Below are 23,408 nucleotides of genomic sequence, written 5' to 3'. Positions count from 1 at the left end.
ACACGGTCGTGCGCCGGGAGTACACTTGAGCCATCGCGACTCAGGTTTCCCTGATCGCCGCAGGTTTTCCGAACCACAACAGACTTCCCAACAAAGGAGAGAACACATGGCACGTGCTGTCGGTATCGACCTCGGAACCACCAACTCCGTCGTCAGCGTCCTCGAGGGCGGCGAGCCCAAGGTCATCGCCAATGCCGAAGGCTTCCGCACGACCCCCTCGGTCGTGGCCTTCACCAAGGACGGGGAGGTGCTCGTCGGCGAGACCGCGAAGCGCCAGGCCGTCACCAACGTCGACCGGACCATCGCCTCGGTCAAGCGCCACATGGGCACCGACTGGACCTTCGAGGTCGACGGCAAGAAGTGGACGCCGCAGGAGATCTCCGCGCGCATCCTCCAGAAGCTCAAGCGCGACGCCGAGTCGTACCTGGGCGACACCGTGACCGACGCGGTCATCACCGTCCCCGCGTACTTCAACGACGCCGAGCGCCAGGCCACCAAGGAGGCCGGTGAGATCGCGGGCCTCAACGTGCTCCGCATCATCAACGAGCCGACCGCGGCGGCCCTCGCCTACGGCCTCGACAAGGGTAAGGAAGACGAGCTCATCCTCGTCTTCGACCTCGGTGGCGGAACGTTCGACGTCTCCCTCCTCGAGGTGGGCAAGGACGACGACTTCTCCACCATCCAGGTGCGCGCCACCGCCGGTGACAACCGCCTCGGTGGAGACGACTGGGACCAGCGCCTCGTCGACTACCTGATCAAGCAGTTCAAGGAGACCACGGGCGTCGACGTCTCGGGCGACAAGATCGCGCTGCAGCGCCTCAAGGAGGCCGCGGAGCAGGCCAAGAAGGAACTCTCCAGCTCCACCTCGACCAGCATCAACCTGCCGTACCTGTCGCTGACCGAGTCCGGTCCGGTGTCGCTGAGCGAGACCATCACCCGCGCGAAGTTCGAGGACCTCACGAAGGACCTGCTCGACCGCACCAAGAAGCCGTTCGAGGACGTGATCCGCGAGGCCGGCATCAAGGTGTCCGACATCGACCACATCGTGCTCGTGGGTGGTTCGACCCGCATGCCCGCCGTCGCCGAGCTCGTCAAGCGCGAGACCGGCAAGGAGGCCAACAAGGGCGTGAACCCCGACGAGGTCGTCGCCGTCGGTGCCGCACTGCAGGCCGGTGTGCTGAAGGGCGAGCGCAAGGACGTCCTGCTCATCGACGTGACCCCGCTCTCCCTCGGCATCGAGACCAAGGGCGGCATGATGACCAAGCTCATCGAGCGCAACACGGCCATCCCGACCAAGCGCAGCGAGACCTTCACCACGGCCGACGACAACCAGCCGTCCGTGGCGATCCAGGTCTTCCAGGGCGAGCGCGACTTCACGCGCGACAACAAGCCGCTCGGCACGTTCGAGCTGACCGGTATCGCCCCGGCTCCGCGCGGCATCCCGCAGATCGAGGTCACGTTCGACATCGACGCCAACGGCATCGTGCACGTGTCCGCGAAGGACAAGGGCACCGGCACCGAGAAGTCGATCGTCATCTCCGGCGGCTCGTCGCTGTCGAAGGAAGACATCGAGCGCATGGTGCGCGAGGCCGAGGAGCACGCCGCCGAGGACAAGGCACGCCGCGAGGCCGCCGAGACCCGCAACCAGGCCGAGACCCTGGCGTACTCCATCGAGAAGCTGATCTCCGAGAACGAGGACAAGCTCCCCGACGACGTCAAGACCGAGGTCAAGGGCGATGTCGATGCCCTCAAGACGGCCCTGGCCGGCGACGACGACGAGGCCGTGAAGACCGCGTTCGAGAAGCTCAACCAGTCGCAGTCCAAGCTCGGCGAGGCGATCTACGCCTCCTCGCAGGCGGATGCCGCCGCCGGCGCTTCGGCTGACGGCGAGGCCCCGGCCGGTGACGCCCCCTCCTCCGAGGAAGACGTCATCGACGCCGAGGTCGTCGACGACGAGGACGAGAAGAAGTAACCATGACCGACAAGAACTTCGACGAGAACCAGAATCCTGAGTCCGCCGAAGGTCGCAGCGAGGGGTCGGACGCTCAGGCGTCCGGCCCCGCGCCGCAGAACCCGGACTCCCGCGAGGCGCAGGCCGCCGAAGGGTCGGACGAGACGCCGGTCGACGGCGCCCCCGACGACCTGACGGTGGACGACATCCTGGGCGCGACGCAGACCGGCGAGGCCGCGGCGGAAGACGCCGTGCTCGCCGACCTCGAGTCGACGCTGCTGAACGACCTCAAGCGCCTGCAGGCCGAGTACGCCAACTACCGCCGCCGCACCGAGGAACAGCGCCAGATCGAGATCGAGCGCGCCAAGGGCGAGGCCGCCAAGGGCCTCATCCCCGTGCTCGACGACCTGGGCCGCGCCGAACAGCACGGCGACCTGGTGGAGGGCACCCCCTTCGCCGTGATCGCCGACAAGGTGCGCGCCGTGGTGGAGCGTCTCGGAGTCGTGGCCTACGGCGACAAGGGCGAGGAATTCGACCCGCAGCGCCACGAGGCCATCTTCCAGCAGCCGACCCCCGGCGTCGAGAAGGCCACGGTGCTCGAGGTCGTCGAGGTGGGGTACCGCCTGGGCGACGTCGAGCTGCGTCCCGCGAAGGTCGTCGTCGCCGTCCCTGCGGAGTAGGTGATCGATGGCCAGCCAGGATTGGTTCGACAAGGACTTCTACAAGACCCTCGGGGTCACGAAGGACGTCAGCGACGCTGACCTCAAGAAGACGTACCGCAAGCTCGCGCGCAAGTATCACCCCGACTCCAATCAGGGCGATGCGAAGGCCGAGGCCAAGTTCAAGGAGATCAGCGAGGCCTACTCGGTGCTCTCCGACCCCGAGCAGCGCAAGGAGTACGACGAGATCCGCGCCATGGGCTCGGGCGCCCGCTTCACGGCCAGCGGCTCCGGGGCGGGCGGGTTCGAAGACGTCTTCAGCCGGTTCGGACAGCAGGGGCGAGGCCAGAGCGCCGACTTCGAGGACATCTTCGCGATGTTCAACCAGGGGCAGGGCAGCGGCTTCGGCGGCGGCCGGTTCGGTCAGCCGAGCGGCGGGTTCCGCGGCTTCGGCGGACCGCAGCGCGGCGCCGACGTGACCGCGCGCACCACGCTCGACTTCACCACTGCCGTGCAGGGTGAGACCATCACGCTGCAGGGTGAGGACGGCAAGCCGTTCAAGGTGAAGATCCCCGCGGGCGTCGCCGACGGGCAGAAGATCCGGCTGCGTGGCCGGGGTCGTCCGTCGCCGGACGGCGGGGAGAGCGGTGACATCGTGGTGCAGATCACGGTGCGACCGCACCCCGTGTTCACGCGCGACGGCCTCAACCTCCGCGTGGTCGTGCCGGTCACGTTCACCGAGGCCACGCTCGGTGCCACCATCGAGGTGCCGACGCTCGGCGGTGACGTGGTCAAGCTGCGCGTCGCCCCTGGCACTCCGTCCGGGCGCGTGCTGCGCGTCAAGGGCCGCGGTGTCGCGACCTCCAAGGGCACGGGCGACCTGCTCGCCGAGCTCCAGGTCGCGGTGCCGACGCACCTCGACGACGCCGCGCGTGAGGCGCTGGAGAAGTTCCAGCAGCTGGAGCCGCAGGAGAACCCGCGGGCGGAGTTGATGGCGAAGGCCCGCCGATGAGTGCGAACGCCGAGGGACGGGGGTGGAGTGCGTGATGGACGCCGACACCCCCGTCTTCGCGATCGCCGCCGCCGCCGAGCTGTCGGGCCTGCACCCGCAGACCCTCCGCCAGTACGACCGCATCGGGCTCGTGGTGCCCGGCCGCACGCCGGGCGGCTCCCGGCGGTATTCGTCGCGGAACATCGAGCAGCTGCGGGAGGTCGCGCAGCTCTCCTCCGAGGGGATGAGCCTGCCCGCGATCGCCAAGCTCCTCGACCTGGAGGACGAGAACCGGATGCTGCGCGGGCGCGTCGTCGCGCTCGAGGCCGCGCTGCGCGCCGAGCGGGAGAACCGCCCGGGCGTGCGGGTGTTCGCGGCCGGCTCGTCCGGCGTGGTCCCGATGCCCGGCGGACGACGACTGCGTCGCTCGACCGAGCTGGTGCTGTGGCACCCGCGCGGCTCGGCGTGACCTGCGCCCGACACGTTCAGGGGATGGAAAGCCGCTGTTTCTAGCGTGGGGGCAGGGAACCCCCTGGTCCGCGCCGCGCGCGGGTGTCCTGCCACGACGGAAGAACTCCTCATGACGAACACCACTGCCCACCGCCCCGCCCCCTCGCTGGGACTCCTGATCCTCCGGGTCGTCACCGGTGCGATCTTCACCGCCCACGGCGCCCAGAAGATCTTCGAGTACACGATCCCCGGAACCGTCGGCAGCTTCGCCGGCATGGGGGTGCCGTTCGCGGAGATCGCCGCGCCCGTGGTCGCCTTCGTCGAGCTGATCGGCGGCATCCTGCTCATGCTCGGGCTGTTCACCCGCCCGGTCGGCGTGGTGCTCGCGATCGACATGCTGGTCGCGCTCGTGCTCGTGCACCTGCCCGCCGGTCTCTGGGTGGGCGAGGGCGGCTACGAGTTCGTGGCCGTGCTGGGCGCGGCCGCTCTGGCCCTCGCGCTCACCGGTGCCGGGCGCTTCTCGATCGACGGGGCCGTGCTGCGGGGCCGAGCTCCCGCCTGGCTCGCCTGACCGCTCAGCCCTCGCCCCGGTCGACGCCGACCCGCCGCACCAGCACCCACGTGTTTCCGGCGTCGCCCGGCACGTGCCGGAACTCGTCGAGCGCGGCCTGCGACAGCGCCAGGCCGCGCCCGCTCTCGCTGTCCTCGCCCGGCATGGACACGGTGTCCCAGTCGATCGGGGCGGGCGGCGCGGTGTCGCGGATGTAGGCGCGCAGCTCGTCCGCCGAGACGCGCACGTCGACGCTGAACACCACGTCGGTGCGCTCGTTGTGCTGCGCGATGTTGGTGGTCACTTCGCTGACGGCCAGCGCGAACAGCACCTGGTCCTCGGCGGGGATCTCCGGGCCGTCGGCCCAGAGCCGGTCGAGCGCGTCGAGCGCGCTGTCGACCAGGGCGAGCCCGGCGGGCCCGTCGACGTGGAACGCCCGGACCTCAGCGGCCATCGAACGCCGATTCCGGCGTCGGGTAGTCGCGCAGCACGCGATCCAGGTTGGTCAGGTGGAGCACCGTGCGCACGGCCTCCGGCACGGCCGCGATCCGCAGGTCGCCCCCGGCCACGCGGGCGCTCTTGAGCCCGCCGACGAGGGCGCCGAGGCCCGAGGAGTCGACGAACTCGGTGCCGCTGAGGTCGATCGCGATGCGCGGCTGCCCCGCGGCGACGAGGTCGCTCACGGCGTTGCGCAGCAGGGGTGCGCCGGACGCGGTGAGGCGCCCTGTGATGGCGACGACGGCGTAGCCGTCCCTGGTGTCAGTGCTGACGTTCATTCGACTCCTTCTCGAGGATGGCCGCGGCGGGACCGCGGTACCGGGCGGCCTGGATGATGACGCTGAGCACGACGAGGTCGTACAGCACCCAGGCGGTGTTGACGAGGGTGCCCGTGCCATCGGCGGTGCCGAGGAACACCCGCACCACCCCGATCACGAGCGCGACGGCGAGCACGATCATGGCGGTGAGCTGCGGCCAGATCTCGCCCCACGGCACGCCGCGCGGGTCGCGGCCGTCCTTGCGGGTGACGGCGAACGACAGCGGCCGGCCGAGCACGACGTTCGCGAAGGCCGTCCAGCAGGCACGGATCCACACCGGGAACAGGGCGAGCGAGTACTGCTGGCCGCGCCAGGTCTTCACGCCCTTCGCGACCACGAGGAACAGCGCCTGGTTGATGAGGAAGTACGGCAGGAATCGCGCGAAGAAGTCCACCGACCACGCGGTCACCGGGAGCACCCCGAAGACCAGGTAGATCACGGGCGCGGCGAGGTAGACGATCGCCGCGAAGCCCGACAGGTAGCTCCACATCGTGGCGAAGTACATCAGCCGCTGCCCGACCGAGAGGCCGCGCTTGGCGAGCGGGTTGTCGCGCAGCATCACCTGCAACGTGCCCTGTGCCCACCGCAGGCGCTGCGTGAGCATGGTGCGCAGGTCTTCCGGGGCGAGCCCGTGGGCCAGGATCTCGTGGTGGTAGACGCTGCGCCAGCCGAGGGCGTGCAGCTGCATCGCGGTCGCCATGTCTTCCGTGACCGAGATCGTGGCGAGCGGGAGGATCGGCTGCGCCTCGTCACCGCGGTCGAGCCGCAGCGTGTCGAGCAGTCCGCGCACGGCCTCCACCGCGGTGATGGGCGACAGGTCCGACGCCGCCAGGGCGTCGAGCCCGGCCTCGTCGACCACGACGAGCCCGAGCTCGGCATCGTGCTGCATCGGCAGCGCGCCGATCTCGGCCAGGTCGGCGCGGATGCTGTCCAGGTCGTGCGCGACCAGGATGCGGGAGGCGTTGTCGACGGCGTCGCCCACGCGTGCCGCCACCTCGGCGACCGACTCCCCGGCGGCGAGGTCTTTCCGGCCGCGCGAGATCGCGATGCGCAGCGCCCCGAGCTCGGTCGCCAGGGCGGGGTCGGTCGCGGCCTCCGCCTCCTTCGCGATCAGGGTCTCGGAGGTCTTGAGCGCCTTCGCGGCCGACTCCGTCACCTCGCGCACGTAGCCGACGATGCCGAGCTGCATGAGCGCCTCACGTCGCAGCACGGCGTTGGAGCCGCAGAAGAACGCGGCGTTCCAGCCGTCCTTGCCCTGCTGGATGGGGCCGTAGAACAGCGGTGCCTGACTGCCGAGCGGGTCGGCCTCGTCGACGTTCACGAACCACTGCGGCGTCTGCACGAGCGCGACCTCGGGGTCGTCGGCGAAGTAGCCGAGCGTGCGGTGCAGGATCAGCGGGTCGGGCACCTGGTCGGCGTCGAGGATGAGCAGGAACTCGCCGTCGGTCTGGAACAGGGCGCTGTTGAGGTTGCCGGCCTTCGCGTGCCGGGGCTTTCCCGTCCAGTCCTCCGAGCGGGTGAGGTAGGCGACACCGGCGGCGCGGGCCTCGGCCTCCAGTTCGGGGCGCGCCCCGTCGTCGAGGATCCACGTCGTGTGCGGGTAGGCGATGCGCTTCGCGGCCCGCGCGGTGGTCATGACGAGCTCGATCGGCTCGTCGTACGTGGTGATGAACACGTCGACCGTGCCCTGCGGCGGCGACACCGGGGCCGGGCGCTCCTTGGCGCGCCACATCGTCAGGCAGAACAGGAACGTGTCGATGAGGCTGTAGGTCTCGGCGATCACGAGCGGCACGGCGATCCACCACACCGACCAGTTCACCGACTCCAGCCAGCGCCAGGCGACGTAGTTGACGCCGAGCAGCACCGACAGCAGCGCGAGGATGCGGATGGTCGCGAACCGGGCGGTCACGAGTCCCTCCGCACCACCACGACGGTGATGTCGTCGGTGGCGCGCTCGTCCGAGTTCGCCAGCCGCAGCGCCTCCTGCACCGCGCCGTCGGGGCCGAGTGCGGCGAGCACGCGGTCGACGTGTGCGAAGGGGTCGTCCTCGTCGAGCACGTCGAGCAGGCCGTCGCTGCAGCAGATGAAGGTGTCGCCCGCCTCCAGCGTCGTCGTGATCGGCTCCCGCGGGTCAGCGACGCCCATGCCCATGCCCAGCGGCAGGTTGGTGGAGCGCAGCGGGGTCCAGGAGCGGTCGGCGCGGATCACGAACGCGAGACTGTGCCCCGCATCGATCACCTGCAGCTCACCGGTCGAGGGCTGCAGCTCGGCGACCACCGCGGTGACGAACATCGAGGTGTCGGCGAGGTCGTCCTCCAGGAGCCGGTCGACGTCGGCGACGGCCGTGGTGAGCGGACGCTCCGGGGCCGTGCGCAGCGATGCGCGCACCGTGGCCGCCACGAGCGCGGGACCGGTGCCCTTGCCCATCGCATCGGCCAGGGTCACGCGCAGGGCGTCGCCGTGCCGCGAGAAGTCGAAGTAGTCGCCGGCGAGCATGCCCCGCGGGGCCGCGCCGGCCGCGATCGTGTAGCCCTCGACCTCGGGCAGTACGCGGGGCCGCAACGCCTGCTGCACGACCGCGGCGTGGTCGATGTCGGCGTCCTGCGCGAGCTCGGTCTGCACCCAGAACGCGAGGTCGCGGAGCAGATCCTGCTGCGAGTCGGTGAGCACGTGCGGCTCGGTGTCGAGCACGCACAGGGTGCCGATGGGCTCTCCGCCCGGGGCGTGCAGCGGGTGCCCGGCGTAGAACCGCAGGTGCGGGTCGCCCGTGACGAACGGGTTCTCGGCGAACAGGTCGGTGGCGCTCGCGTCTTCCACCACCACCGTCCGGTCCTGCGACACGGTGTAGTCGCAGAACGAGTCCTCGCGCGGGGCCTCGTTCCCCCCGAGGCCGATCTGCGCCTTGCGCCATTGCCTGTCCCGGTCGATCAGCGAGACGCTGACCATCGGTACCCCGAACATTTCTTTCGCCAGTCGCGCCACCCGGTCCACTCGCTCGTCCGGTGGTGTGTCAAGGATCCCCAGTTCCTCGAGCGCTGCCTGGCGCCGTCGCTCGTCGAACATCGCCCGCCCCTCCTACGGTCACTTCCGGTCATCCTAGGCGGAATATCGGCGGCGTGGTGCGGCCGTCGAAGGCGCGTCCAGGTGAACCACAGGAAACGGTTCTGCGCAAGCCCCGTGGCGAAACGCTTCTCCGGTCCTACTGTCCGATTCAAGGCTCGGACCGCCGACTGCGCCTCCCCCCGTCGCGCAGCACGGGCGGCCCCGATCCGGCATCGCGCGTGCCCGGCAGCCCGGGCACCACGGTCTCTCCGGCGTGCCCCCGTACGCCGGATCATCGCAGGGAAGGAGCGGGTGGATGGCACGGACGCCACGCACGCGCGATCGCTACAACCGCCGCGAGGCCCTCGCGGGGTACCTGTTCATCTCGCCCTGGATCATCGGGTTCCTGGTGTTCACGGCCGGCGCGATGATCTACAGCCTCTACATCTCGTTCAGCAGCTACAACCTGGCCACGAACACCGCCCGCCCGATCGGCATCGACAACTACGCCAACCTGTTCGACGACCCGCGGGTGGGGGTCTCGCTCGCGAACACCCTCTTCTACGTGGTGATGGCCGTGCCGCTGGAGATCGTGTTCGCGCTGGTGCTGGCGATGCTGCTCAACCGTGTCGGCCGGGGCGCCGGGTTCTTCCGGGTGCTGTACTACCTGCCGAAGATGACCCCGGCGGTCGCGACGGCGGCGGTGTTCTTCCTGCTGCTCAACGGCAACTCCGGCGCGGTGAACCAGTTCCTCCGGCTGTTCGGCATCGAGGGGCCGCAGTGGCTGGTCGACCCGGCGTGGGTGAAGCCGAGCATCGTGATGATGACGCTGTGGACGGTCGCGGGGACGATGGTGATCTTCCTCGCGGCGCTGAAGAACGTGCCCGTCGAGCTGTATGAGGTGGCGTCGCTCGACGGCGCGGGGCCCGTCCGCAAGTTCTTCTCGATCACCCTGCCGATGATCTCCGGGGCGATGTTCTTCAACGTGATCGTGCTGTCGATCGCCGCGTTCCAGATCTTCGACCAGGCGTACCTGCTGTTCTGGCGCGACCAGAGCAACTCCTCGCCGGAGGCGTCGCTGTTCTACGCCATCTACCTGTTCCAGCAGGCGTTCCGGCAGTTCAACTTCGGATTCGCGGCGGCGATGGCGTGGCTGCTGTTCGTGATCATCATGCTGATCACCCTGATCCAGGTGAAGGTCGGCAACCGCTTCGTCTACTACGAGGGAGACCGCTGATGTCGCAGACACTGCGCCCGGAACCCGTCGAGGTCGAGCGGGAGAAGAGCCCCGGCACGTTCACCACCACGGTCCCCACGCGCGGGCGCTGGCGCCGCCGGCTCCACCAGCCGAAGAGCCTCGCCGGCCGCATCGTGCTGAACGTGATCCTCGTGCTGTTCGGTCTGCTGTTCCTCTACCCGTTCGTGTGGCTGATCGCGGCGAGCCTCAAGCCGCGCGGCGAGGTGTTCGACAACGCCCTCATCCCGAAGACGTTCGTGCCGGAGAACTACGTCGAGGTGTGGAACCAGCTGCCGCTGCTGAGCTGGATGGGCAACAGCATCGCCATCGCCCTGCTGGCCGCGGGGACCGTGGCGATCTCCAGCTCGATCGTGGCGTTCGGCTTCGCGTACTTCCGCTTCCCCGGCCGCGGCCTGCTGTTCGGCCTCGTGCTCGCGACCATGATGCTGCCCGGCGCGGTGACCATGATCCCGATCTACCTGATCTGGAAGGAGACCGGGCTGCTGGGCACCTGGGTGCCGCTGTGGGGTATGAACCTGTTCGGGTCGGCGTTCTACATCTTCCTGCAACGGCAGTTCTTCCTCGGGCTGCCGCGGGAGCTGTTCGAGGCGGCGCGGCTCGACGGGGCGAGCGCGTGGGGGCTGTTCTGGCGGATCGCGATGCCGCTGTCGATCCCGTCGTTCGTGATCGTGTTCCTGTTCGAGTTCCAGGCCAGCTGGAACAACCTGCAGGCCGCGCTCATCTACCTCAACGCCGGGTCGGTCGACCAGTTCACCGCCCCGCTCGGCATCGCCTACGCCATGACCAAGTACAGCCCCACGGCGGGAGGCCACGGCGACTACCAGTACGTCATGGTCGCGTCGCTGCTGGTGACGCTGCCCATGCTCATCCTCTTCGCCTTCGGGCAGCGCTCCTTCATCGAGGGCGTCGCCACCCAGGGGCGCAAGGGCTGACAACGCACCACCGATCGAAAGGAGCAGTCATGCGCACACGCATGTGGGGAATCACCGCGGTCACCGCCGCATCCGTCCTCGTCCTCGCCGGCTGCGGCGGGGGAGGAGGGGGAGACCAGGCCGCCGACGCCGACTTCGGTGCGGAGCCGAGCGGCACGCTGAAGGCGTGGGGGTTCGAGAACGCCGACGACGTCGGCACCTCGCGCATGGACTATGCGGCAGAGCAGTTGAGCGACGTGAAGGTCGACCTCGACGCGACGGCCTTCGACGCGCAGAAGTTCACCACCCGCATCGCGAGCGGTGACGTGCCCGACGTGGTGCAGATGGACCGCCGCTACGTCACGACCTACGCCGCGCAAGACCTCATCATGCCGCTCGACGAGTGCTTCGCCGCGCAGGACGTGACGCCGCGCGACCACTGGTACCCGTTCGTGGTGGACGACGTGACCTACGAGGATGCGGTGTGGGCCGTGCCGCAGTTCTACCAGCCGCCGGCGATCCTGCTGAACAAGGCCGTGCTCGACGAGGCCGGGGTGACCGCGGAGGAGATCGACACCTCGCAGCCCGACGTGCTGCTCGGCGCGATCGCGAAGATGTACCAGGAGTCGGGCGGCGTGCCGTCGCGGCTCGGCTTCGACCCGGTCGCCACCGGACAGGCGGGGCTGTGGATCCTCGGCATGGGCGGTCAGCTCAACGACGCCGACGGCGCTCCCACCCTGGACGACCCGAGCAACGTCGCGGGCATCGAGATGCTCAAGCAGATCACCGACGCGCAGGGCGGCTTCGCGGCGGTGAAGAGCTTCACCGACTCGTTCGACGCGTTCGGCGACCAGAACCAGTTCGTGGCGCAGCAGGTCGGCTCGCAGGTGAACGCCCAGTGGTACCCCAACGTGCTCAGCCCCTACGCCGACCAGATCCAGTTGGAGGCGGTGCCGTTCCTCAACAGCGACGGGGAGCCGTTCTCGGTCGCGTCCGGCACGGCGTTCGTGATCCCCGTCGGGGCGAAGAATCCCGCGGCAGCGTGCGCGTGGATGGTGAACCTCACCTCGGACGACGCGTGGATGGCGGCGGGCGACGCGCGGGCGAAGACCATCGAGGAGGAGGGTGGCATCAACACCGGGCTGTTCACCGGCTCGCCCTCGGCCGACCAGGCCATCCGCGAGAAGTTCGTGACCGAGAGCGGCAACGCCGGCTTCGACCAGGTGATCTCCACGTTCTACGACGTGGTCGACTACGGGAAGTCGTTCGGCTCGTCGCCCGCGGGGCAGGAGATCCAGAACGAGCTGAACAACGCCATCACCGCGGCGCTGCTCGGCGACAAGTCTCCCGAGGACGCGTTGAAGGATGCGCAGGACGCCGCGATGCGCGCCTACGAGAACGCCACGGCCGGCTGAGACCCCGGAGGGGCGTGGGTGGGGGCGGCTTCGCCCCCACCCACGGTTGTGATGGTGATCGCTAGGAGTGCCCGACAACGGTGACGACGATCTGCACGATCCCGAACACGATGAATCCGGCGCCGCCAACGATGATCCCCTTCTCTCCGCGATGCTCGAACGTGTCGGCCACGGGCTGACCGTAGAACCGTCGGAACCACCGCAGGGCGAACCGCAAGAACGCGTGCCTGGCGAGAAGAAGTGCGACTCCGACCGTCACGATCACGAGCCCGATAACAACGCCGAGGATCATTCGACGGTGAGTCCTTTCACCTATGTTGCCGTGAGTAGCAAATGGATCTTGTGCGGAGGAAGCGTGGCCATCTGCGAAAGGGGAGCGAATCTCCCGCTGCGGACGTCGGAACCGAGGAAGGGGCGAAGGAGTCCTCGAGCGATGACGAGATTGACGTTCGTCTCGTACCAGCAGATCGATTGCCGAAGTGTGGCTCTCTGAAGCCACGAGTGGACGCACAGCCACGAGAGGGATGCGAAGGGGACGAGGATCCACAGCAGAACCCCGCGAATCGTGAGGAAGAGGAACCACCCGAGCGTGCGCATGGATTCTTACCGATCTCCCGCATCCTCGTTCTTCGTCCTCAACCGTCGACGGAGACGGCTGACAACGACGATAGCCATCAGCAGCCCGACGACGAAGACAGCGATCAACGCGGAGGCACGATCCCCCGGAACGACGAACACGGCGAGAAGGGACCCGACGATGTACCAGAAGAAGAGCCCGGTCTGGACTCCCTCTCGGAAGAACGCGATCACCCACGAGCCGATGGAGTGCTTTTCCGCCACCGTGTCACCATCCATCTGCCGCGTTCTCGCTCCACCGGTCGACGTCATCGTCCCTGCCCAGGGCCAGGACTGAGACCTCGTCGAGGGTGACTCTCCACGCGCGCCATAATCCCGGCGGCGGCGGGGGCCGCGGCCGTCGCCGACACCCGCTCCCCCCCCCATCGATTGAGGGCCTCCGCGATTCGCCGGGCATCAGCGATCCCGCAGACGGTCGCGCGCAACGGTATTCGGGTTCCGTTGCGAAGCTCTACCTCGACCATGCCGCTCGCCAACCACCCGGTGTCGCTCGGCCACGCCAGGTAGAAGAACAGTCCGCTGTACTCGACGTGACGAAACCGAAGAATGCTCGCCCGGTCGTACTCTCGTCGTGAGAACCAGGACCGAACAACGACGGACCGCTCCGTCGGAATCACCCCGGTGAAAGGCAGTCGCACCCACAGCCACACGGTCAGCACCATGCTCCCGAGCAGCAGCACGGTCACGGGAGGGGTGCGTGCAGCGGCATCGGCCCGACCAGAGCGAGAGCGGGGAGAGCCAGCGTGAACACGCTGGCGACCGCGAGTCGACCTGCCCGCCCCGCCCGGCCCGTGGGCGCCTCGTACTCTCGCTCACCGAGCCAGCCCGGCCGCACTCGCGCGACAGGATCGAGCGGCATCACGACGAGGAGTCCTGTCCGCCGGCGGCGCGGTGGTTCGCCTCTGTCGCTCGCGTCGGATACTCCGGGTCGAACGAGAGCAGGTCGCGGTAGCGGCGGTTGGTGAGGAGGCCCGGGTGCCGTCCCTCCACTTCCGCGCGTAGTCGAGAGAGCATCTGATCCGATGCCTCGACCAGTTCCTGTGCCGAGACGAAGGCCGGCCGTTCGCTGTCGTCGGTGACGATCTCGATCCGGTTTCCTCGCGGGGCGAAGTGGAGGCACCGCTCCGATCCGAGGATCTCCAGCGTGTGCGGTTCACCGCGCTGGATCACGTGGGCCGCGTTCGTCATCTGGAGCGCGAAGCCGAGTATCGGCAACCAGCCCCACCGCATGCTGTGGTCTGCGTCGTCCGTCGTGAGCACGATGTCACCGAGGAAACGCCAGTAGCCCAGCGACACGTCGTCGATCCGATCCCACGCCACGTCGTCTGCGCTCGCGTCCCGATGTATCCGGTAGTCGAGGGTCAGCATGGTTCCCTTCCTTTCACGACGGCGAGGCAGTCGGTCATGCGATGGCCGAGAAGAGAAAGAGCACGCCGCCCACGAAGGCCACCGTTCCGATCAGGAGAAGGCCACTCCCGCCGTAGAGCAGGCGGCGGTCGCGACGTGGCAGCCCTGACAGGCCGCGATCGGTGTGCCACGTCGCACGGTGCGACCAGCATCGGCTCAACAGGAGTGCACCAGTGATGCAGGTGGCGAGACCGACGGCGACCACGCCGGCGGTCAATACCTCACCCCACGGCGGCCCTATCTCCACGAGATGCACGAGTGATGCCTCTCCTCGGCCATCGCCCAGCCGTCGAGGCAGAGAGACGGCGAGAAGGAAGCAGCCGATCGCCACGAGGAACTGGATCAGGCTCACGCCCAGACCGACCGTGGATGCAGGCAGCGCGAGCCGCCCCGCCATCCCCGCGGCTTTCACATTCCGCCCCACGCGTTCGCGATGAACTGCGACGACGGTAGCGGAGGCCACCAGAAGCGCACCCATTGTCAGGAAGGCGACCGTCAGGAGCGTGGACATTCGTCCGGCCTGATCATTCGATCGATGGTGAGCACCGGCGCCGAGGATTCCGTCCTCGCGATGTGAATCTCGCCCGGAATCACACCGCGCAGGATGACGGAGCCCGGATGCTGCGTCACGCGGTCCAGCACGATCGTGCCGAGTCCCTCCGGATCGTGGACGTGGAAGTGACTGGCGCCGGTGATCGACACGGTGAAGGGAACGCGCTCCCAGCGGGCCGCCTGAAACCAGGGGAATCTGCGGCCGTCGGCCTGCCTCGCTTCGTAGAGAAGCCGTCCGCCCTGAAGATCCGCGCAGCCCGCCACCTCGAAGACGCCGGCGTTGACGCGCGCCGTATGAAGGTCGAGGACGGGCTCGTCGACGTCGTCGAGGGTGATTGTCTCCACGACCCCATCATTCCCGACCGTGAGGTCGGTCAACCAGTGGCAACGGCCTGCGGGCTTCCGGGAGGGAGAAGCACGCATTCCTTCCCGCGCCAGGGTGTTCGTCTGCCGGCTCACCGCTGAGGTCAATGGATGCTGAGGCCCAGCGCCGCGCGCATCGTCCTCGCGAGCCGGAGGACGCCGTTCCGCCCTGCCGATGGTTGAGGGCAGCCAGACGCGCCGACCGCTCGTCAACTCGACCTCGATCATCCGGACGGACCCGACGACAGGCAGCCATCCGACGGAGGCACCGCCCATGCCGAAGTAGGGGACCAGCTCCACAGCCGACACCTCGCCGGCCCTGAAGCGCTGCGTACGGAACCAGGAGACCACCTTCACCGCTCCAGGCGAGACCCAGACGCCGAGCCAGGCGGAACGCACGAGCGCGGCGGCGACGAATGCGTAGACGGGAAGCCCGATCCACCACATGCTGCTCTCGTGCCCCAGCAGCACGAACAGTCCGGTCGCCGTTGCTCCCCACAGAAGTGCCCCGATCCGTGCTCCGGTCGATGCGCTCTGTGCATCAGCCGCCTCCGCGGGCGCGGACGAGAACGACGCGATCATCATGACGGCCCGCCCGTCAGTCCAAGGGCGACGGTCGCCCATCGAACGGGCGAGTCGATGGAGTTCTCTGGAGCGTTCCTCGTTGCCCCGCTGCTGCAACAGCACCGCGAGATTGTGGGCCGCTGTGCGCGTCACCGGTGGCGATCCCGCGCCAGTACGCCGCTTCGGCCGCGTCGGTGCTGTCCGGCGTTTCGCTCAGGAGGTTGCCGAGGAGGAGCGCCGCTCCGTATACCTCGGTCTCGCCGGCCCATTCCGTCCATGCCCGCCCCTCCTCGACCAGCCCCTCACTCAGCAGGAGCCGCGCCAACGGAAGCGCGAACTCCGGAGACTCCTGGAGGCCCGCCGCGAGGAGGCGCTCGATCTCTCGTGGATCGCCGGGTTCCGTAGTGAGGACCAGGCTCTCCCCGAGTAGGCCCTCCAGCCGTGCGTGACCGTCCGGGCGAAGATCGAGTGCGGCTCGAAGGTGCACCACCGCCTGGTCGTGATCACCCAGCCAGTTCTCGCCCTCGCCGAGAGCAGCGAGGGCATCCCACGACCCGGCGCTCGCGGCCTCACGGAACATCGACAGCGCCAGACGTTCATCGACATCCCAGACGATCGCTGCCAGGTGAAAGAGACCATCCGCGTTGGGGTCGATCCGTTCGGGAAGGTGATCGATACTGACGTCCGGAATCAGTGCCCGGAGAAGCTCACGATCGACGTCACCGGAAGGGCGCGCGTTGTCGCGAAGGAAAGACAGGAAGCCGCGCTCGCCGAACGCCTGTACTCCGTGCATCCGTCGACGTGTCACAGGACGATGTTCTGGATCGCGCCGGCGACCCCGGCTGCCGTCATCGCCAGTCCGATACAGATGATGCCGACCCCGACCGTGCCCATCATCCACGGCGTCTGCCGACCTGCCGACGCCCGCGCATACCGCTCGCCGAGCATCGACTTCTGCGCGGAGAACATGAACCCGTTGAGACGGGCGCGGTGACGAATCACCACAATGCCCAACACGATCACCAGCACCCCGACCAGCAGATTCGGAACGACGGTATCGACACTGATGTCGGGCATTCTCACCGCTCCTGTCGATGGTGGCGTTTCTTCCGACACTGTGGCATAAATCCGCTCATGCGGGAAAGGTCCGACGGGGAGCATCCAACATCCGCTCCGGTGCGGAATACACCTCGCGGCGTGACGCCACATACCGTTCCCAGTGGCGCATCAGAGCATCGATCCCCACTTCCTCTCCTTCCGGTGGCGGCATCCACCTCACCATTCCGGAGATCTCGGGCGGAAACTCCAGATCTGCGGCCAGAAGTTCGACGATGCCGAGCACGTCGGCGAATCTGTCTCGATTGTCGTAGAGCCACGCCATGAAAAGGTAGGTCCAGATACCCAGGGCACTTCGGTCGCTTTCCTCCGTGGGCGTGGGGACGAGTCGGCTCACCTTCTCCGCGAAGTTCCACTCGTCGGCCGCTGTCAACTCGAAAACCTCGGGTCGCATACGCTGATCCTCGCGAATCGCCTGATCCACGAGCCGTATCCCCTCGGAAGGGCGGACCCACCCCTTCCGCAAGCCGAGATCCAACTCGGGCAGCGTCATCCGCGACCGGCGTGAGATGTCATCGCCATCCAGATCGATGCTGAGGAGGTCCTCGCTCATGGCACTCCAATCAATCTCTGCGGTCATGCCAGCACTCGAAACAACCCCAGGGTCAATAGGGCGCCACCGAAGAGCAGGAACCCGGTCGCGATGACGATGATGGCGCGCATTCGGGGCATTCTCCGGGAGACCTCCCGCGGGGAGAGCTGGTCCTCGCTCAGAACAACGGCGTAGCGTGCGCGTACGAACCTCAGCAGGCGCTTTCGTGCCAGGAGCATGGTGGATCCCGCCAGGAGGATGGCGATGCCACTGGCGATACACGCCACCGCGAACGTGTGCATTCCCTCACCCCCGCACGAACACGCCCGCGAGGAGTGCGATGACCCCGAATGCGATCATCGCGATGCCGCACGCGCCCACCCACGCGGCGCTGCCACGTTTGGCGACCTCGCGGCCCGGGGCGCCACCGAGGGCGCGATTGGCGTCCGCGGTGATATCGAAGAGCCTTTGACGGTGGCGCACCACGAGCGGGCCGAAAACAAGGAGGACGACCCCCAATCCGAGCGAGAAGTAGTTATCCGCAGACATCAGGCCCCCTTGCTATCGACCAGGAGTGGCTCCAATTGAGATTCAAGATCCCACAGCACGGTAGCGCTGGCATCATCGAGGCCGGGTAGGCCTCTCTCATGGGTCGACGCCAACCAATCGTAAAGAACCAGTGCTTCGCTCGAGCTCAGGTAGAGCTTCAGTTCCCCTTCCGGCATTGCGTACCTTTCACTCAACGGGGAGCCCTGCCGGGTCCCAGCGCCAACGGTGTCGTACGGACGACGCGGGCGGCGGAGTCCCACCGTGGGGACATGCTGCGCACCTCCTGATCCGTATGCGAGCCGAAGTCGGGAATCTCTCCGAGCGCCACCACGTCGAGCGAATGGAAGACAGCGCTCCTCCCACGGACCCGGAGATCTGCGCCCGGAGTCAGTGCGAGATGAACTTCCAGGCCCGCGCCGAGTGACTGAACCGTGGAGCCGCCCACCTTCCACGACATCCTCTGCTGGTCGGTTCCGCCGGACCACTCCAGCAGCTCCACGCCTCTTACAACGAGAAGCCCCGTGTTCGTTTCGTCGAGGTGCAGAGCGGTCCGAAGATCCCACAGGATTCCCAGTGTCGACGTGATGGCGTCGAAGAGCACGGCGTTCACCTGGGCTTCGAGAAACGCATCCTCATCGCGAACGTGCGGGCTCTCGTGCTTGGCGGCCCCTGCAGTCTCCGCGGAAAGCAGCTCACCGAGCGTGATCACGCGGAAGCGATCGGTGTGACGGGACGTGAGTGCGGTGCCACGTGCGCTGAGAAGGCCGCGACCGCCTGCCCGTGTCTGATCATCGAATGCATAGCCCTTCGGGTGAGGACGCCGCCACGTCGTCGTCGGCGGCCAGGTTCGGACTGAGGCAAAGCTCGGATCCAGGATCGGCGAACCCGGACGAGGAGATTATGTCATGTCCCTTCCGGGGCTGACGGAGCCTCCGACGACCGCGAAGCCGTCCACCATGCTCCATGCGATCCGCCCCCGAACAGAAGCTCTGGTGCACTGAAATCGATTTCGGTATCGTCGGCCTCCATACCCCTGTCGCTCGCCGAGGAGCCGCATGTCCCGCACCCGTGCCCGTCGCTCGACCGCCCTGCTCGCCGCCACCGCCCTGGCGGTGAGCCTCGCCGCGTGCGCCGGGGGAGGGGCGCCCGTGGAGCTCGACCCCGACCCCGACAAGCCGTTCGTGCTGACCGGGATCTCCGGGCTCACCGAGGTCGCGCAGCTGACCGGACCGGCGGGCATCAACGACACCGAAGCGGTCGGCGTCGCCGGCACCGATCTCGGCTCGATGACCACCGTGGCCGACCGCACCTGGTTCTTCTTCGGTGACACGTTCGGCGAGCGCGCACCGGGCACGACCGGCGGTCAGGGCGGGCAGTGGCGCTCCAACGTGGCCGCCTGGACGACCGACGACGACCCGACCGACGGCATCTTCTTCGACGGCTGGGTGGCCGACGGGATCGGGCTCGCGGCCCCGCTGATCGAGGGCGACCACGACCTCAACAACGGCTCCGGCGAGGTCACCAAGATCCCCACCGCGGGCTTCGCGATCGGCGACACGATCTACGTCTCCTACATGTCGGTGAGCTACTGGGGCGACCCCGGCGCGTGGGATGCCAACCGCTCCGCCCTCGTCGTCTCGCGGGATGACGGGCAGACCTGGGCTCCCGTCGAGGGCATCGAGTGGCCAGGGGACTCCGGCTTCGTGCAGTTCGCGACAGCCCCCGTCACCGCCGACGGCGAGGACTGGATCTACCTGTGGGCGATCCCCTCCGGGCGGTTCGGGGAGGTGCGGCTGATGCGGGTGCCGGCCACCGAGGAGGCTGTGGAGGACCAGGGCTCCTACTCCTACTTCGCGGGCCTCGACGGCGACGAACCGGTGTGGTCGGACGACCTGGACGACGCGCAGGTCGTGGTCGAGGGCACGATCGGCGAGCTGTCGGTGATGTGGTCGACGTACCTGGAGCGCTGGATCATGACCTACTCCGACGCAGGCAACGCCTACATCCGCGAGGGCATCACCCCGTGGGGCCCCTGGGGCGAGCCGATCGAGCTCGTGCCCGGCGACGACTACCCGGGGCTCTACGGCCCCTACCTCGACCCGCGGTACGTCTCGGACGACGGTCGGCGCATCTACTTCACGCTCTCGCTCTGGGATCCGTACAACGTGTTCTGGTTCGCCGCCGACCTCGACCGCGCCGACGGATGAGCAGCCCGTCGCCGACTATTGCGCATGAAATCGATTTCGCCTAACCTGGCGCATACCCGATCAGAGTGGATCGACGCGAGCTGGTCGGCACCCCCACCCGGCGGCAGCCGGGACACAGCATGACTCGAAGACGAGTGACGTCCTGAGGAGGACCAATGCGCAAGACACGCAGTCGCATGTGGAAGGTCGCAGCATCCGTGGTGGTGGCGGGCATCGCCCTCAGCGGATGCTCCGGGGGCGGCGGCGGGGGCGGAGGCGCCGGAGCCGAGGGGGAGCCCGACAGCGGCGAGCTCAACTTCGTCTACATGGGAGACGCCGACCAGCAGAAGGCGTTCAACGCGCTGTTCGCCGAGTTCAACAAGCAGTACCCCGACATCAAGCTCAAGGCCGTCGGCATCCCCAGCGGCAATTGGGCCACGTTCTCCACCACGGTCGCGACGCGTCTCGCCGGCGGACAGAAGATCGACATCATCCAGGTCGCCACCGAGGGGCAGCGGCTGTTCGCCTCGAAGGGCATCCTCGCCGACCTCGCGCCCTACATCGAGCAGGACCAAGACGTCGTCGACGACTACTGGGACGACATCAGCCCCAACCTGCAAAAGTTCAACGAGGAGTTCGCGGCGGGCCCCGACGGCGAGACCGTCTTCATCCCCGGCGGGTTCAACACCATGGCCATGTACCTCAACAAAGACGTGTTCGAGAAGGCCGGAGTCGCCATCCCCGAAGACGGCAACTGGACGTGGGACGAGTTCGTCGCGGCCGGGAAGCAGATCAAGGAGAAGACCGGCGCCTACCTCGTCGGCGCCGGCTCCGGCTACTTCGTCGACGTGATGCCGTGGCTCACCACCAACGGCGGCAGCACGTTCAACGCCGACTGGAGCGAGCCCACCTACAACTCCCCGGAGGCGGTCGAGTCGGCCGAGTTCGCCCGCAGCCTCGTCGAGATGGGCCTGGCCCCCAAGCCCGGCGGCCAGTTCGACGGCAACACCGCGTTCAAGCAGGGCAAGCTCGCGATCCTCAGCGGAGGACGCTGGCCCGTGCTCGGTGTGCGCGAGCTCGACATGGTCGACAAGACCGTGGTCGTGAACTGGCCCACCAAGACCGGCAACGGCTCGCCGGTCGGCTGGGACGCCTGGAACATCGCCAAGAACAGCGACAACAAGCAGGCCGCGTGGACCTTCATCAAGTTCCTCATGTCGGAGGAGGCCGGCAGCTACTTCGCCGAGATCGGCGGCACCATCGTGCCGGCGCGGGAGTCGGTCGCGAACTCGCCCGCCTTCACCGACAACGCCCCCGAGGGCACCATCCGGCTGAGCGAGGCGATGGACTTCGCCACCCCGATCCCCTCGATCGACCAGGGCGCCGAGGCGCAGAAGGTCATCGAGGAGGCGTGGGGCACGATCATCGCCGGTCAGGGCGAGGCGCAGAAGACCCTCGACGCGGCGCAGGCGGAGCTGGAGCAGCTGGTCGGTGAGTAGCATCGCCGCCGCCCCCACGGTGCGGCGCCCGGGAGCAGAGCTCCTGCGGCGTCGCACCGCGACCGCGGGCTGGATGTTCGTCAGTCCCGCGCTGCTGCTGTTCCTCGTCTTCGTCGCCGGGCCGTTCGTGTTCGCGATCGCCCTGGCGTTCCTGAAGTGGGACATGCTGACCACCCCGGAGTTCGTCGGCGCCGACAACTTCGTGCGCCTGTTCTCCGACCCGATCCTGCCGCAGGTGCTGCTGAACACGTTCGTGTTCGCGTTCGCCTCGATCGTCACCCACCTGGTGTTCGGGCTGCTGCTCGCCCTCGCGGTCAACCGGGTCGCGAGCCGCGTGCTCGGCTACTTCGCCCGCGTCGCGATCTTCTTCCCGTTCCTGATCTCCTGGGCCGCGGTCGCCCTGCTGTGGAAGTACGTGCTCGACCCGACGTTCGGCTACGTGGCGCAGTACGCGGCGACGTTCGGCATCGAGCTGCCCAACTTCTTCGCCGACCCCGCCTGGGCCATGCCCGCGATCATCTTCATCGACCTGTGGCACACGGTCGGCTTCACGTTCATCATCATGCTCGCCGGACTCCAGACCGTGCCCACCGAGCTCGTCGAGGCCGCCCGCACCGACGGCGCGACCTCGTGGCAGATCTTCTGGAACGTGACGCTGCCGCTCATGTCGCCCACCATGTTCTTCGCCACGATCATCACCTTCATCGGTGCGTTCCAGATCTTCGACCCGATCCAGATCATCACCAAGGGCGGACCGCAGAACTCCACCACGACGATCATCATGTACCTCTACGAGAAGGGCTTCCAGGCCTTCGACATGGGGTACGCCGCCGCGGTCGCCCTGCTCGTGTTCGTCATCATCATGGGCGTCACCGTGCTGCAGTTCCTCGGCCGACGGAAGTGGGTGCACGAATCATGACCGTTCTTCCCCCCACCGTGGAGCCGCGGACCGACGTGCTCACCCGCGTCGAACGACAGCGCCGCCGCCGCCGTCACCGCCCCACCGTCGGCGGCGTGATCGTCGACGTGGTGCTCGTCGTGTTCGGCATCCTGATGCTGTCGCCGCTGTTCTGGCTGATCGTGCAGAGCTTCACCGAGCCGGAGTTCGCGTTCGCCGACCCGCCGCGCTGGCTGCCGATCCCGTTCACCACGCAGAACTTCGCCGACGTGTTCGAGTACATGCCGTTCTTCCAGCAGTTCGGCAACTCGCTCGCGCTGGCGCTCATCTCCACCGTCGGAGCGCTGTTCTTCTCGGTGCTCGCCGCCTACGCGTTCGCGCGCATCGACTTCCGCGGCAGCCGCGTGCTGCTGGTCGTGATGCTGTCGGCGCTCATGGTGCCGGGACAGCTCGTCATCATCCCGATCTTCATCATGATGCGACAGCTCGGACTCGTCGACACCCTCGCGTCGCTGTGGCTGCCCGCGCTGATCAACGTGTTCCAGATCTTCTTCCTGTCGCAGTACTTCAAGACGATCCCGCGCGAGCTCGACGAGGCCGCGCGGCTCGACGGTGCCGGACACCTGTGGATCCTGTTCCGGATGCTCATCCCGCTCTCGGCCCCCGCGGTCGCGGCCCTCGCGATCCTCGGGTTCGAGGCCTCGTGGAACGGGTACTTCGGGCCGCTCATCTTCCTGTCCAGCCCGGAGAACATGACCCTGCCCCTCGGGCTCGTCACGCTGCAGAACGGCTTCGGCGCCGCACCCGCGGTGATCGTGTTCGCCGCCATCACCATGGTCGTGGTGCCGCTGCTCGTGGTGTTCCTGGCGTTCCAGCGGCAGATCGTGGAGAGCGTCGCATCGACGGGGCTGAAGGGATGAGCAGGGTGCACGCGCGTACTCGCACGGCGCGGTCTGGTGCTGCGGGCTCCGCGGGCGTTGCCGGCGCGACGGCGGCCGCGCGTGCCGCCGGTTCCGGTCCCGCTGCGGTCGACCCGGTGCTGCTGCGCCTTCCGGCCGCGGCGG

The 23,408-nt window shown here is 68.0% G+C and carries 28 protein-coding genes; 12 read left to right on the top strand and 16 right to left on the bottom strand.

Annotated elements, in window-relative coordinates; genetic code table 11:
- Positions 1-106: 106 nt before the first annotated feature.
- The 5 genes from dnaK (at position 107) to DW297_RS01300 (ending at position 4,622) form a co-directional block, all read left to right on the top strand.
- Positions 107-1,972 carry a molecular chaperone DnaK gene (dnaK, locus tag DW297_RS01320; RefSeq protein ID WP_136028707.1) on the top strand — a complete coding sequence of 622 codons (1,866 nt, stop codon included), beginning with the start codon at positions 107-109 and terminating at the stop codon, positions 1,970-1,972.
- A gap of 2 nt (positions 1,973-1,974) precedes the next feature.
- Positions 1,975-2,631, top strand: a complete 657-nt coding sequence (locus DW297_RS01315) for a nucleotide exchange factor GrpE (RefSeq protein ID WP_136028706.1) — start codon at positions 1,975-1,977, stop codon at positions 2,629-2,631.
- Positions 2,632-2,638: 7 nt separating this feature from the next.
- Positions 2,639-3,622, top strand: a complete 984-nt coding sequence (locus tag DW297_RS01310) for a DnaJ C-terminal domain-containing protein (protein WP_136028705.1) — start codon at positions 2,639-2,641, stop codon at positions 3,620-3,622.
- 34 nt (positions 3,623-3,656) lie between these two features.
- A complete protein-coding gene (locus tag DW297_RS01305; RefSeq protein ID WP_136028704.1) occupies positions 3,657-4,070 on the top strand; it encodes a heat shock protein transcriptional repressor HspR in 414 nt (137 codons plus the stop codon).
- Between the two features lie 111 nt (positions 4,071-4,181).
- Positions 4,182-4,622 (top strand): DoxX family protein, encoded by a 441-nt coding sequence (locus DW297_RS01300; protein ID WP_136028703.1) that lies wholly within the window; start codon positions 4,182-4,184, stop codon positions 4,620-4,622.
- Positions 4,623-4,626: 4 nt separating this feature from the next.
- Here DW297_RS01300 and DW297_RS01295 read toward each other — a convergent pair whose 3' ends face one another.
- From DW297_RS01295 to DW297_RS01280, 4 genes are read right to left on the bottom strand one after another with little or no spacing between them, the layout of a single operon-like run.
- Positions 4,627-5,055, bottom strand: coding sequence for an ATP-binding protein (locus tag DW297_RS01295; protein ID WP_136028702.1), 429 nt, complete (start codon positions 5,053-5,055; stop codon positions 4,627-4,629).
- Positions 5,045-5,377, bottom strand: a complete 333-nt coding sequence (locus DW297_RS01290) for an STAS domain-containing protein (RefSeq protein ID WP_025102664.1) — start codon at positions 5,375-5,377, stop codon at positions 5,045-5,047. Before DW297_RS01290 ends, DW297_RS01295 begins: the two co-directional genes overlap by 11 nt.
- Positions 5,361-7,325, bottom strand: coding sequence for a glycosyltransferase family 2 protein (locus DW297_RS01285; RefSeq protein ID WP_136028701.1), 1,965 nt, complete (start codon positions 7,323-7,325; stop codon positions 5,361-5,363). Before DW297_RS01285 ends, DW297_RS01290 begins: the two co-directional genes overlap by 17 nt.
- Positions 7,322-8,479 (bottom strand): PP2C family protein-serine/threonine phosphatase, encoded by a 1,158-nt coding sequence (locus tag DW297_RS01280; protein WP_136028700.1) that lies wholly within the window; start codon positions 8,477-8,479, stop codon positions 7,322-7,324. Before DW297_RS01280 ends, DW297_RS01285 begins: the two co-directional genes overlap by 4 nt.
- Before the next feature lie 295 nt (positions 8,480-8,774).
- On the opposite strand from DW297_RS01280, the gene DW297_RS01275 reads away from it, so the two are divergent.
- The 3 genes from DW297_RS01275 to DW297_RS01265 are packed head-to-tail and all read left to right on the top strand — an operon-like array spanning position 8,775 to position 12,042.
- The gene (locus DW297_RS01275) at positions 8,775-9,695 is read left to right on the top strand and encodes a carbohydrate ABC transporter permease (protein WP_136028699.1); all 921 of its coding nucleotides are present in this window, start codon (positions 8,775-8,777) and stop codon (positions 9,693-9,695) included.
- Positions 9,695-10,648, top strand: coding sequence for a carbohydrate ABC transporter permease (locus tag DW297_RS01270; RefSeq protein WP_136028698.1), 954 nt, complete (start codon positions 9,695-9,697; stop codon positions 10,646-10,648). Before DW297_RS01275 ends, DW297_RS01270 begins: the two co-directional genes overlap by 1 nt.
- A gap of 29 nt (positions 10,649-10,677) precedes the next feature.
- Positions 10,678-12,042 carry an extracellular solute-binding protein gene (locus tag DW297_RS01265; protein ID WP_136028697.1) on the top strand — a complete coding sequence of 455 codons (1,365 nt, stop codon included), beginning with the start codon at positions 10,678-10,680 and terminating at the stop codon, positions 12,040-12,042.
- Between the two features lie 61 nt (positions 12,043-12,103).
- Here the strand turns inward: DW297_RS01265 and DW297_RS01260 are convergent, their stop codons facing one another.
- The 12 genes from DW297_RS01260 to DW297_RS01205 all read right to left on the bottom strand — a co-directional run bounded on the left by DW297_RS01260 (position 12,104) and on the right by DW297_RS01205 (position 18,470).
- A complete protein-coding gene (locus tag DW297_RS01260) occupies positions 12,104-12,334 on the bottom strand; it encodes a hypothetical protein (protein WP_136028696.1) in 231 nt (76 codons plus the stop codon).
- Positions 12,335-12,645: 311 nt separating this feature from the next.
- Positions 12,646-12,897 carry a hypothetical protein gene (locus tag DW297_RS01255; RefSeq protein WP_136028695.1) on the bottom strand — a complete coding sequence of 84 codons (252 nt, stop codon included), beginning with the start codon at positions 12,895-12,897 and terminating at the stop codon, positions 12,646-12,648.
- 29 nt (positions 12,898-12,926) lie between these two features.
- Positions 12,927-13,340, bottom strand: coding sequence for a PH domain-containing protein (locus tag DW297_RS19405; RefSeq protein ID WP_446724353.1), 414 nt, complete (start codon positions 13,338-13,340; stop codon positions 12,927-12,929).
- A gap of 196 nt (positions 13,341-13,536) precedes the next feature.
- A complete protein-coding gene (locus DW297_RS01245) occupies positions 13,537-14,046 on the bottom strand; it encodes a hypothetical protein (RefSeq protein ID WP_136028693.1) in 510 nt (169 codons plus the stop codon).
- Between the two features lie 34 nt (positions 14,047-14,080).
- On the bottom strand, positions 14,081-14,596 hold the full coding sequence (locus DW297_RS01240; RefSeq protein WP_136028692.1) for a hypothetical protein: 516 nt from the start codon (positions 14,594-14,596) through the stop codon (positions 14,081-14,083).
- Complete coding sequence (locus DW297_RS01235; protein ID WP_136028691.1) at positions 14,581-15,687, bottom strand: hypothetical protein; 1,107 nt, start codon at positions 15,685-15,687, stop codon at positions 14,581-14,583. Before DW297_RS01235 ends, DW297_RS01240 begins: the two co-directional genes overlap by 16 nt.
- Positions 15,599-16,357, bottom strand: a complete 759-nt coding sequence (locus tag DW297_RS01230; RefSeq protein ID WP_136028690.1) for a hypothetical protein — start codon at positions 16,355-16,357, stop codon at positions 15,599-15,601. The genes DW297_RS01235 and DW297_RS01230 overlap by 89 nt, the downstream gene beginning before the upstream one ends.
- Positions 16,358-16,368: 11 nt before the next feature.
- Entirely contained in the window at positions 16,369-16,641 is a 273-nt protein-coding gene (locus DW297_RS01225; RefSeq protein ID WP_136028689.1) for a hypothetical protein, read from the bottom strand.
- A 55-nt stretch (positions 16,642-16,696) separates the two neighbouring features.
- Positions 16,697-17,260: a DUF2247 family protein gene (locus DW297_RS01220; protein WP_136028688.1), complete on the bottom strand. Its 564-nt coding sequence runs from the start codon at positions 17,258-17,260 to the stop codon at positions 16,697-16,699.
- Positions 17,257-17,514 (bottom strand): hypothetical protein, encoded by a 258-nt coding sequence (locus tag DW297_RS01215; protein WP_136028687.1) that lies wholly within the window; start codon positions 17,512-17,514, stop codon positions 17,257-17,259. Before DW297_RS01215 ends, DW297_RS01220 begins: the two co-directional genes overlap by 4 nt.
- Positions 17,515-17,518: 4 nt before the next feature.
- Complete coding sequence (locus tag DW297_RS01210; protein WP_136028686.1) at positions 17,519-17,761, bottom strand: hypothetical protein; 243 nt, start codon at positions 17,759-17,761, stop codon at positions 17,519-17,521.
- A gap of 190 nt (positions 17,762-17,951) precedes the next feature.
- On the bottom strand, positions 17,952-18,470 hold the full coding sequence (locus DW297_RS01205; protein ID WP_136028685.1) for a hypothetical protein: 519 nt from the start codon (positions 18,468-18,470) through the stop codon (positions 17,952-17,954).
- 346 nt (positions 18,471-18,816) lie between these two features.
- Between DW297_RS01205 and DW297_RS01200 the strand changes: the two genes are divergently transcribed.
- The 4 genes from DW297_RS01200 (at position 18,817) to DW297_RS01185 (ending at position 23,264) form a co-directional block, all read left to right on the top strand.
- A complete protein-coding gene (locus tag DW297_RS01200) occupies positions 18,817-19,968 on the top strand; it encodes a DUF4185 domain-containing protein (protein ID WP_136028684.1) in 1,152 nt (383 codons plus the stop codon).
- A gap of 155 nt (positions 19,969-20,123) precedes the next feature.
- Positions 20,124-21,446: an ABC transporter substrate-binding protein gene (locus tag DW297_RS01195; protein WP_205812626.1), complete on the top strand. Its 1,323-nt coding sequence runs from the start codon at positions 20,124-20,126 to the stop codon at positions 21,444-21,446.
- Positions 21,439-22,365: a carbohydrate ABC transporter permease gene (locus DW297_RS01190; protein WP_205828199.1), complete on the top strand. Its 927-nt coding sequence runs from the start codon at positions 21,439-21,441 to the stop codon at positions 22,363-22,365. Before DW297_RS01195 ends, DW297_RS01190 begins: the two co-directional genes overlap by 8 nt.
- Positions 22,362-23,264, top strand: coding sequence for a carbohydrate ABC transporter permease (locus DW297_RS01185; RefSeq protein ID WP_136028683.1), 903 nt, complete (start codon positions 22,362-22,364; stop codon positions 23,262-23,264). Before DW297_RS01190 ends, DW297_RS01185 begins: the two co-directional genes overlap by 4 nt.
- The last annotated feature ends 144 nt before the right edge of the window (positions 23,265-23,408 follow it).

Origin of the sequence: Microbacterium sp. PF5, assembly GCF_004794315.1 — a bacterium.
Lineage (GTDB): Bacteria > Actinomycetota > Actinomycetes > Actinomycetales > Microbacteriaceae > Microbacterium > Microbacterium sufflavum.
The sequence above is the reverse complement of the archived record's forward strand: the minus strand, read 5'-3'. Positions and strand labels throughout refer to the sequence as shown.

What these genes read in the sequence shown, in the direction of transcription:
- dnaK (WP_136028707.1), top strand. Translation starts at nt 107, where the DNA reads ATGGCACGTGCTGTCGGTATCGACCTCGGAACCACCAACTCCGTCGTC.
- DW297_RS01315 (WP_136028706.1), top strand. Translation starts at nt 1,975, where the DNA reads ATGACCGACAAGAACTTCGACGAGAACCAGAATCCTGAGTCCGCCGAA.
- DW297_RS01310 (WP_136028705.1), top strand. Translation starts at nt 2,639, where the DNA reads ATGGCCAGCCAGGATTGGTTCGACAAGGACTTCTACAAGACCCTCGGG.
- DW297_RS01305 (WP_136028704.1), top strand. Translation starts at nt 3,657, where the DNA reads ATGGACGCCGACACCCCCGTCTTCGCGATCGCCGCCGCCGCCGAGCTG.
- DW297_RS01300 (WP_136028703.1), top strand. Translation starts at nt 4,182, where the DNA reads ATGACGAACACCACTGCCCACCGCCCCGCCCCCTCGCTGGGACTCCTG.
- DW297_RS01295 (WP_136028702.1), bottom strand. Translation starts at nt 5,055, where the DNA reads ATGGCCGCTGAGGTCCGGGCGTTCCACGTCGACGGGCCCGCCGGGCTC.
- DW297_RS01290 (WP_025102664.1), bottom strand. Translation starts at nt 5,377, where the DNA reads ATGAACGTCAGCACTGACACCAGGGACGGCTACGCCGTCGTCGCCATC.
- DW297_RS01280 (WP_136028700.1), bottom strand. Translation starts at nt 8,479, where the DNA reads ATGTTCGACGAGCGACGGCGCCAGGCAGCGCTCGAGGAACTGGGGATC.
- DW297_RS01275 (WP_136028699.1), top strand. Translation starts at nt 8,775, where the DNA reads ATGGCACGGACGCCACGCACGCGCGATCGCTACAACCGCCGCGAGGCC.
- DW297_RS01270 (WP_136028698.1), top strand. Translation starts at nt 9,695, where the DNA reads ATGTCGCAGACACTGCGCCCGGAACCCGTCGAGGTCGAGCGGGAGAAG.
- DW297_RS01265 (WP_136028697.1), top strand. Translation starts at nt 10,678, where the DNA reads ATGCGCACACGCATGTGGGGAATCACCGCGGTCACCGCCGCATCCGTC.
- DW297_RS01260 (WP_136028696.1), bottom strand. Translation starts at nt 12,334, where the DNA reads ATGATCCTCGGCGTTGTTATCGGGCTCGTGATCGTGACGGTCGGAGTC.
- DW297_RS01255 (WP_136028695.1), bottom strand. Translation starts at nt 12,897, where the DNA reads ATGGATGGTGACACGGTGGCGGAAAAGCACTCCATCGGCTCGTGGGTG.
- DW297_RS19405 (WP_446724353.1), bottom strand. Translation starts at nt 13,340, where the DNA reads ATGGTGCTGACCGTGTGGCTGTGGGTGCGACTGCCTTTCACCGGGGTG.
- DW297_RS01245 (WP_136028693.1), bottom strand. Translation starts at nt 14,046, where the DNA reads ATGCTGACCCTCGACTACCGGATACATCGGGACGCGAGCGCAGACGAC.
- DW297_RS01240 (WP_136028692.1), bottom strand. Translation starts at nt 14,596, where the DNA reads ATGTCCACGCTCCTGACGGTCGCCTTCCTGACAATGGGTGCGCTTCTG.
- DW297_RS01230 (WP_136028690.1), bottom strand. Translation starts at nt 16,357, where the DNA reads ATGCACGGAGTACAGGCGTTCGGCGAGCGCGGCTTCCTGTCTTTCCTT.
- DW297_RS01225 (WP_136028689.1), bottom strand. Translation starts at nt 16,641, where the DNA reads ATGCCCGACATCAGTGTCGATACCGTCGTTCCGAATCTGCTGGTCGGG.
- DW297_RS01220 (WP_136028688.1), bottom strand. Translation starts at nt 17,260, where the DNA reads ATGACCGCAGAGATTGATTGGAGTGCCATGAGCGAGGACCTCCTCAGC.
- DW297_RS01215 (WP_136028687.1), bottom strand. Translation starts at nt 17,514, where the DNA reads ATGCACACGTTCGCGGTGGCGTGTATCGCCAGTGGCATCGCCATCCTC.
- DW297_RS01210 (WP_136028686.1), bottom strand. Translation starts at nt 17,761, where the DNA reads ATGTCTGCGGATAACTACTTCTCGCTCGGATTGGGGGTCGTCCTCCTT.
- DW297_RS01200 (WP_136028684.1), top strand. Translation starts at nt 18,817, where the DNA reads ATGTCCCGCACCCGTGCCCGTCGCTCGACCGCCCTGCTCGCCGCCACC.
- DW297_RS01195 (WP_205812626.1), top strand. Translation starts at nt 20,124, where the DNA reads ATGCGCAAGACACGCAGTCGCATGTGGAAGGTCGCAGCATCCGTGGTG.
- DW297_RS01185 (WP_136028683.1), top strand. Translation starts at nt 22,362, where the DNA reads ATGACCGTTCTTCCCCCCACCGTGGAGCCGCGGACCGACGTGCTCACC.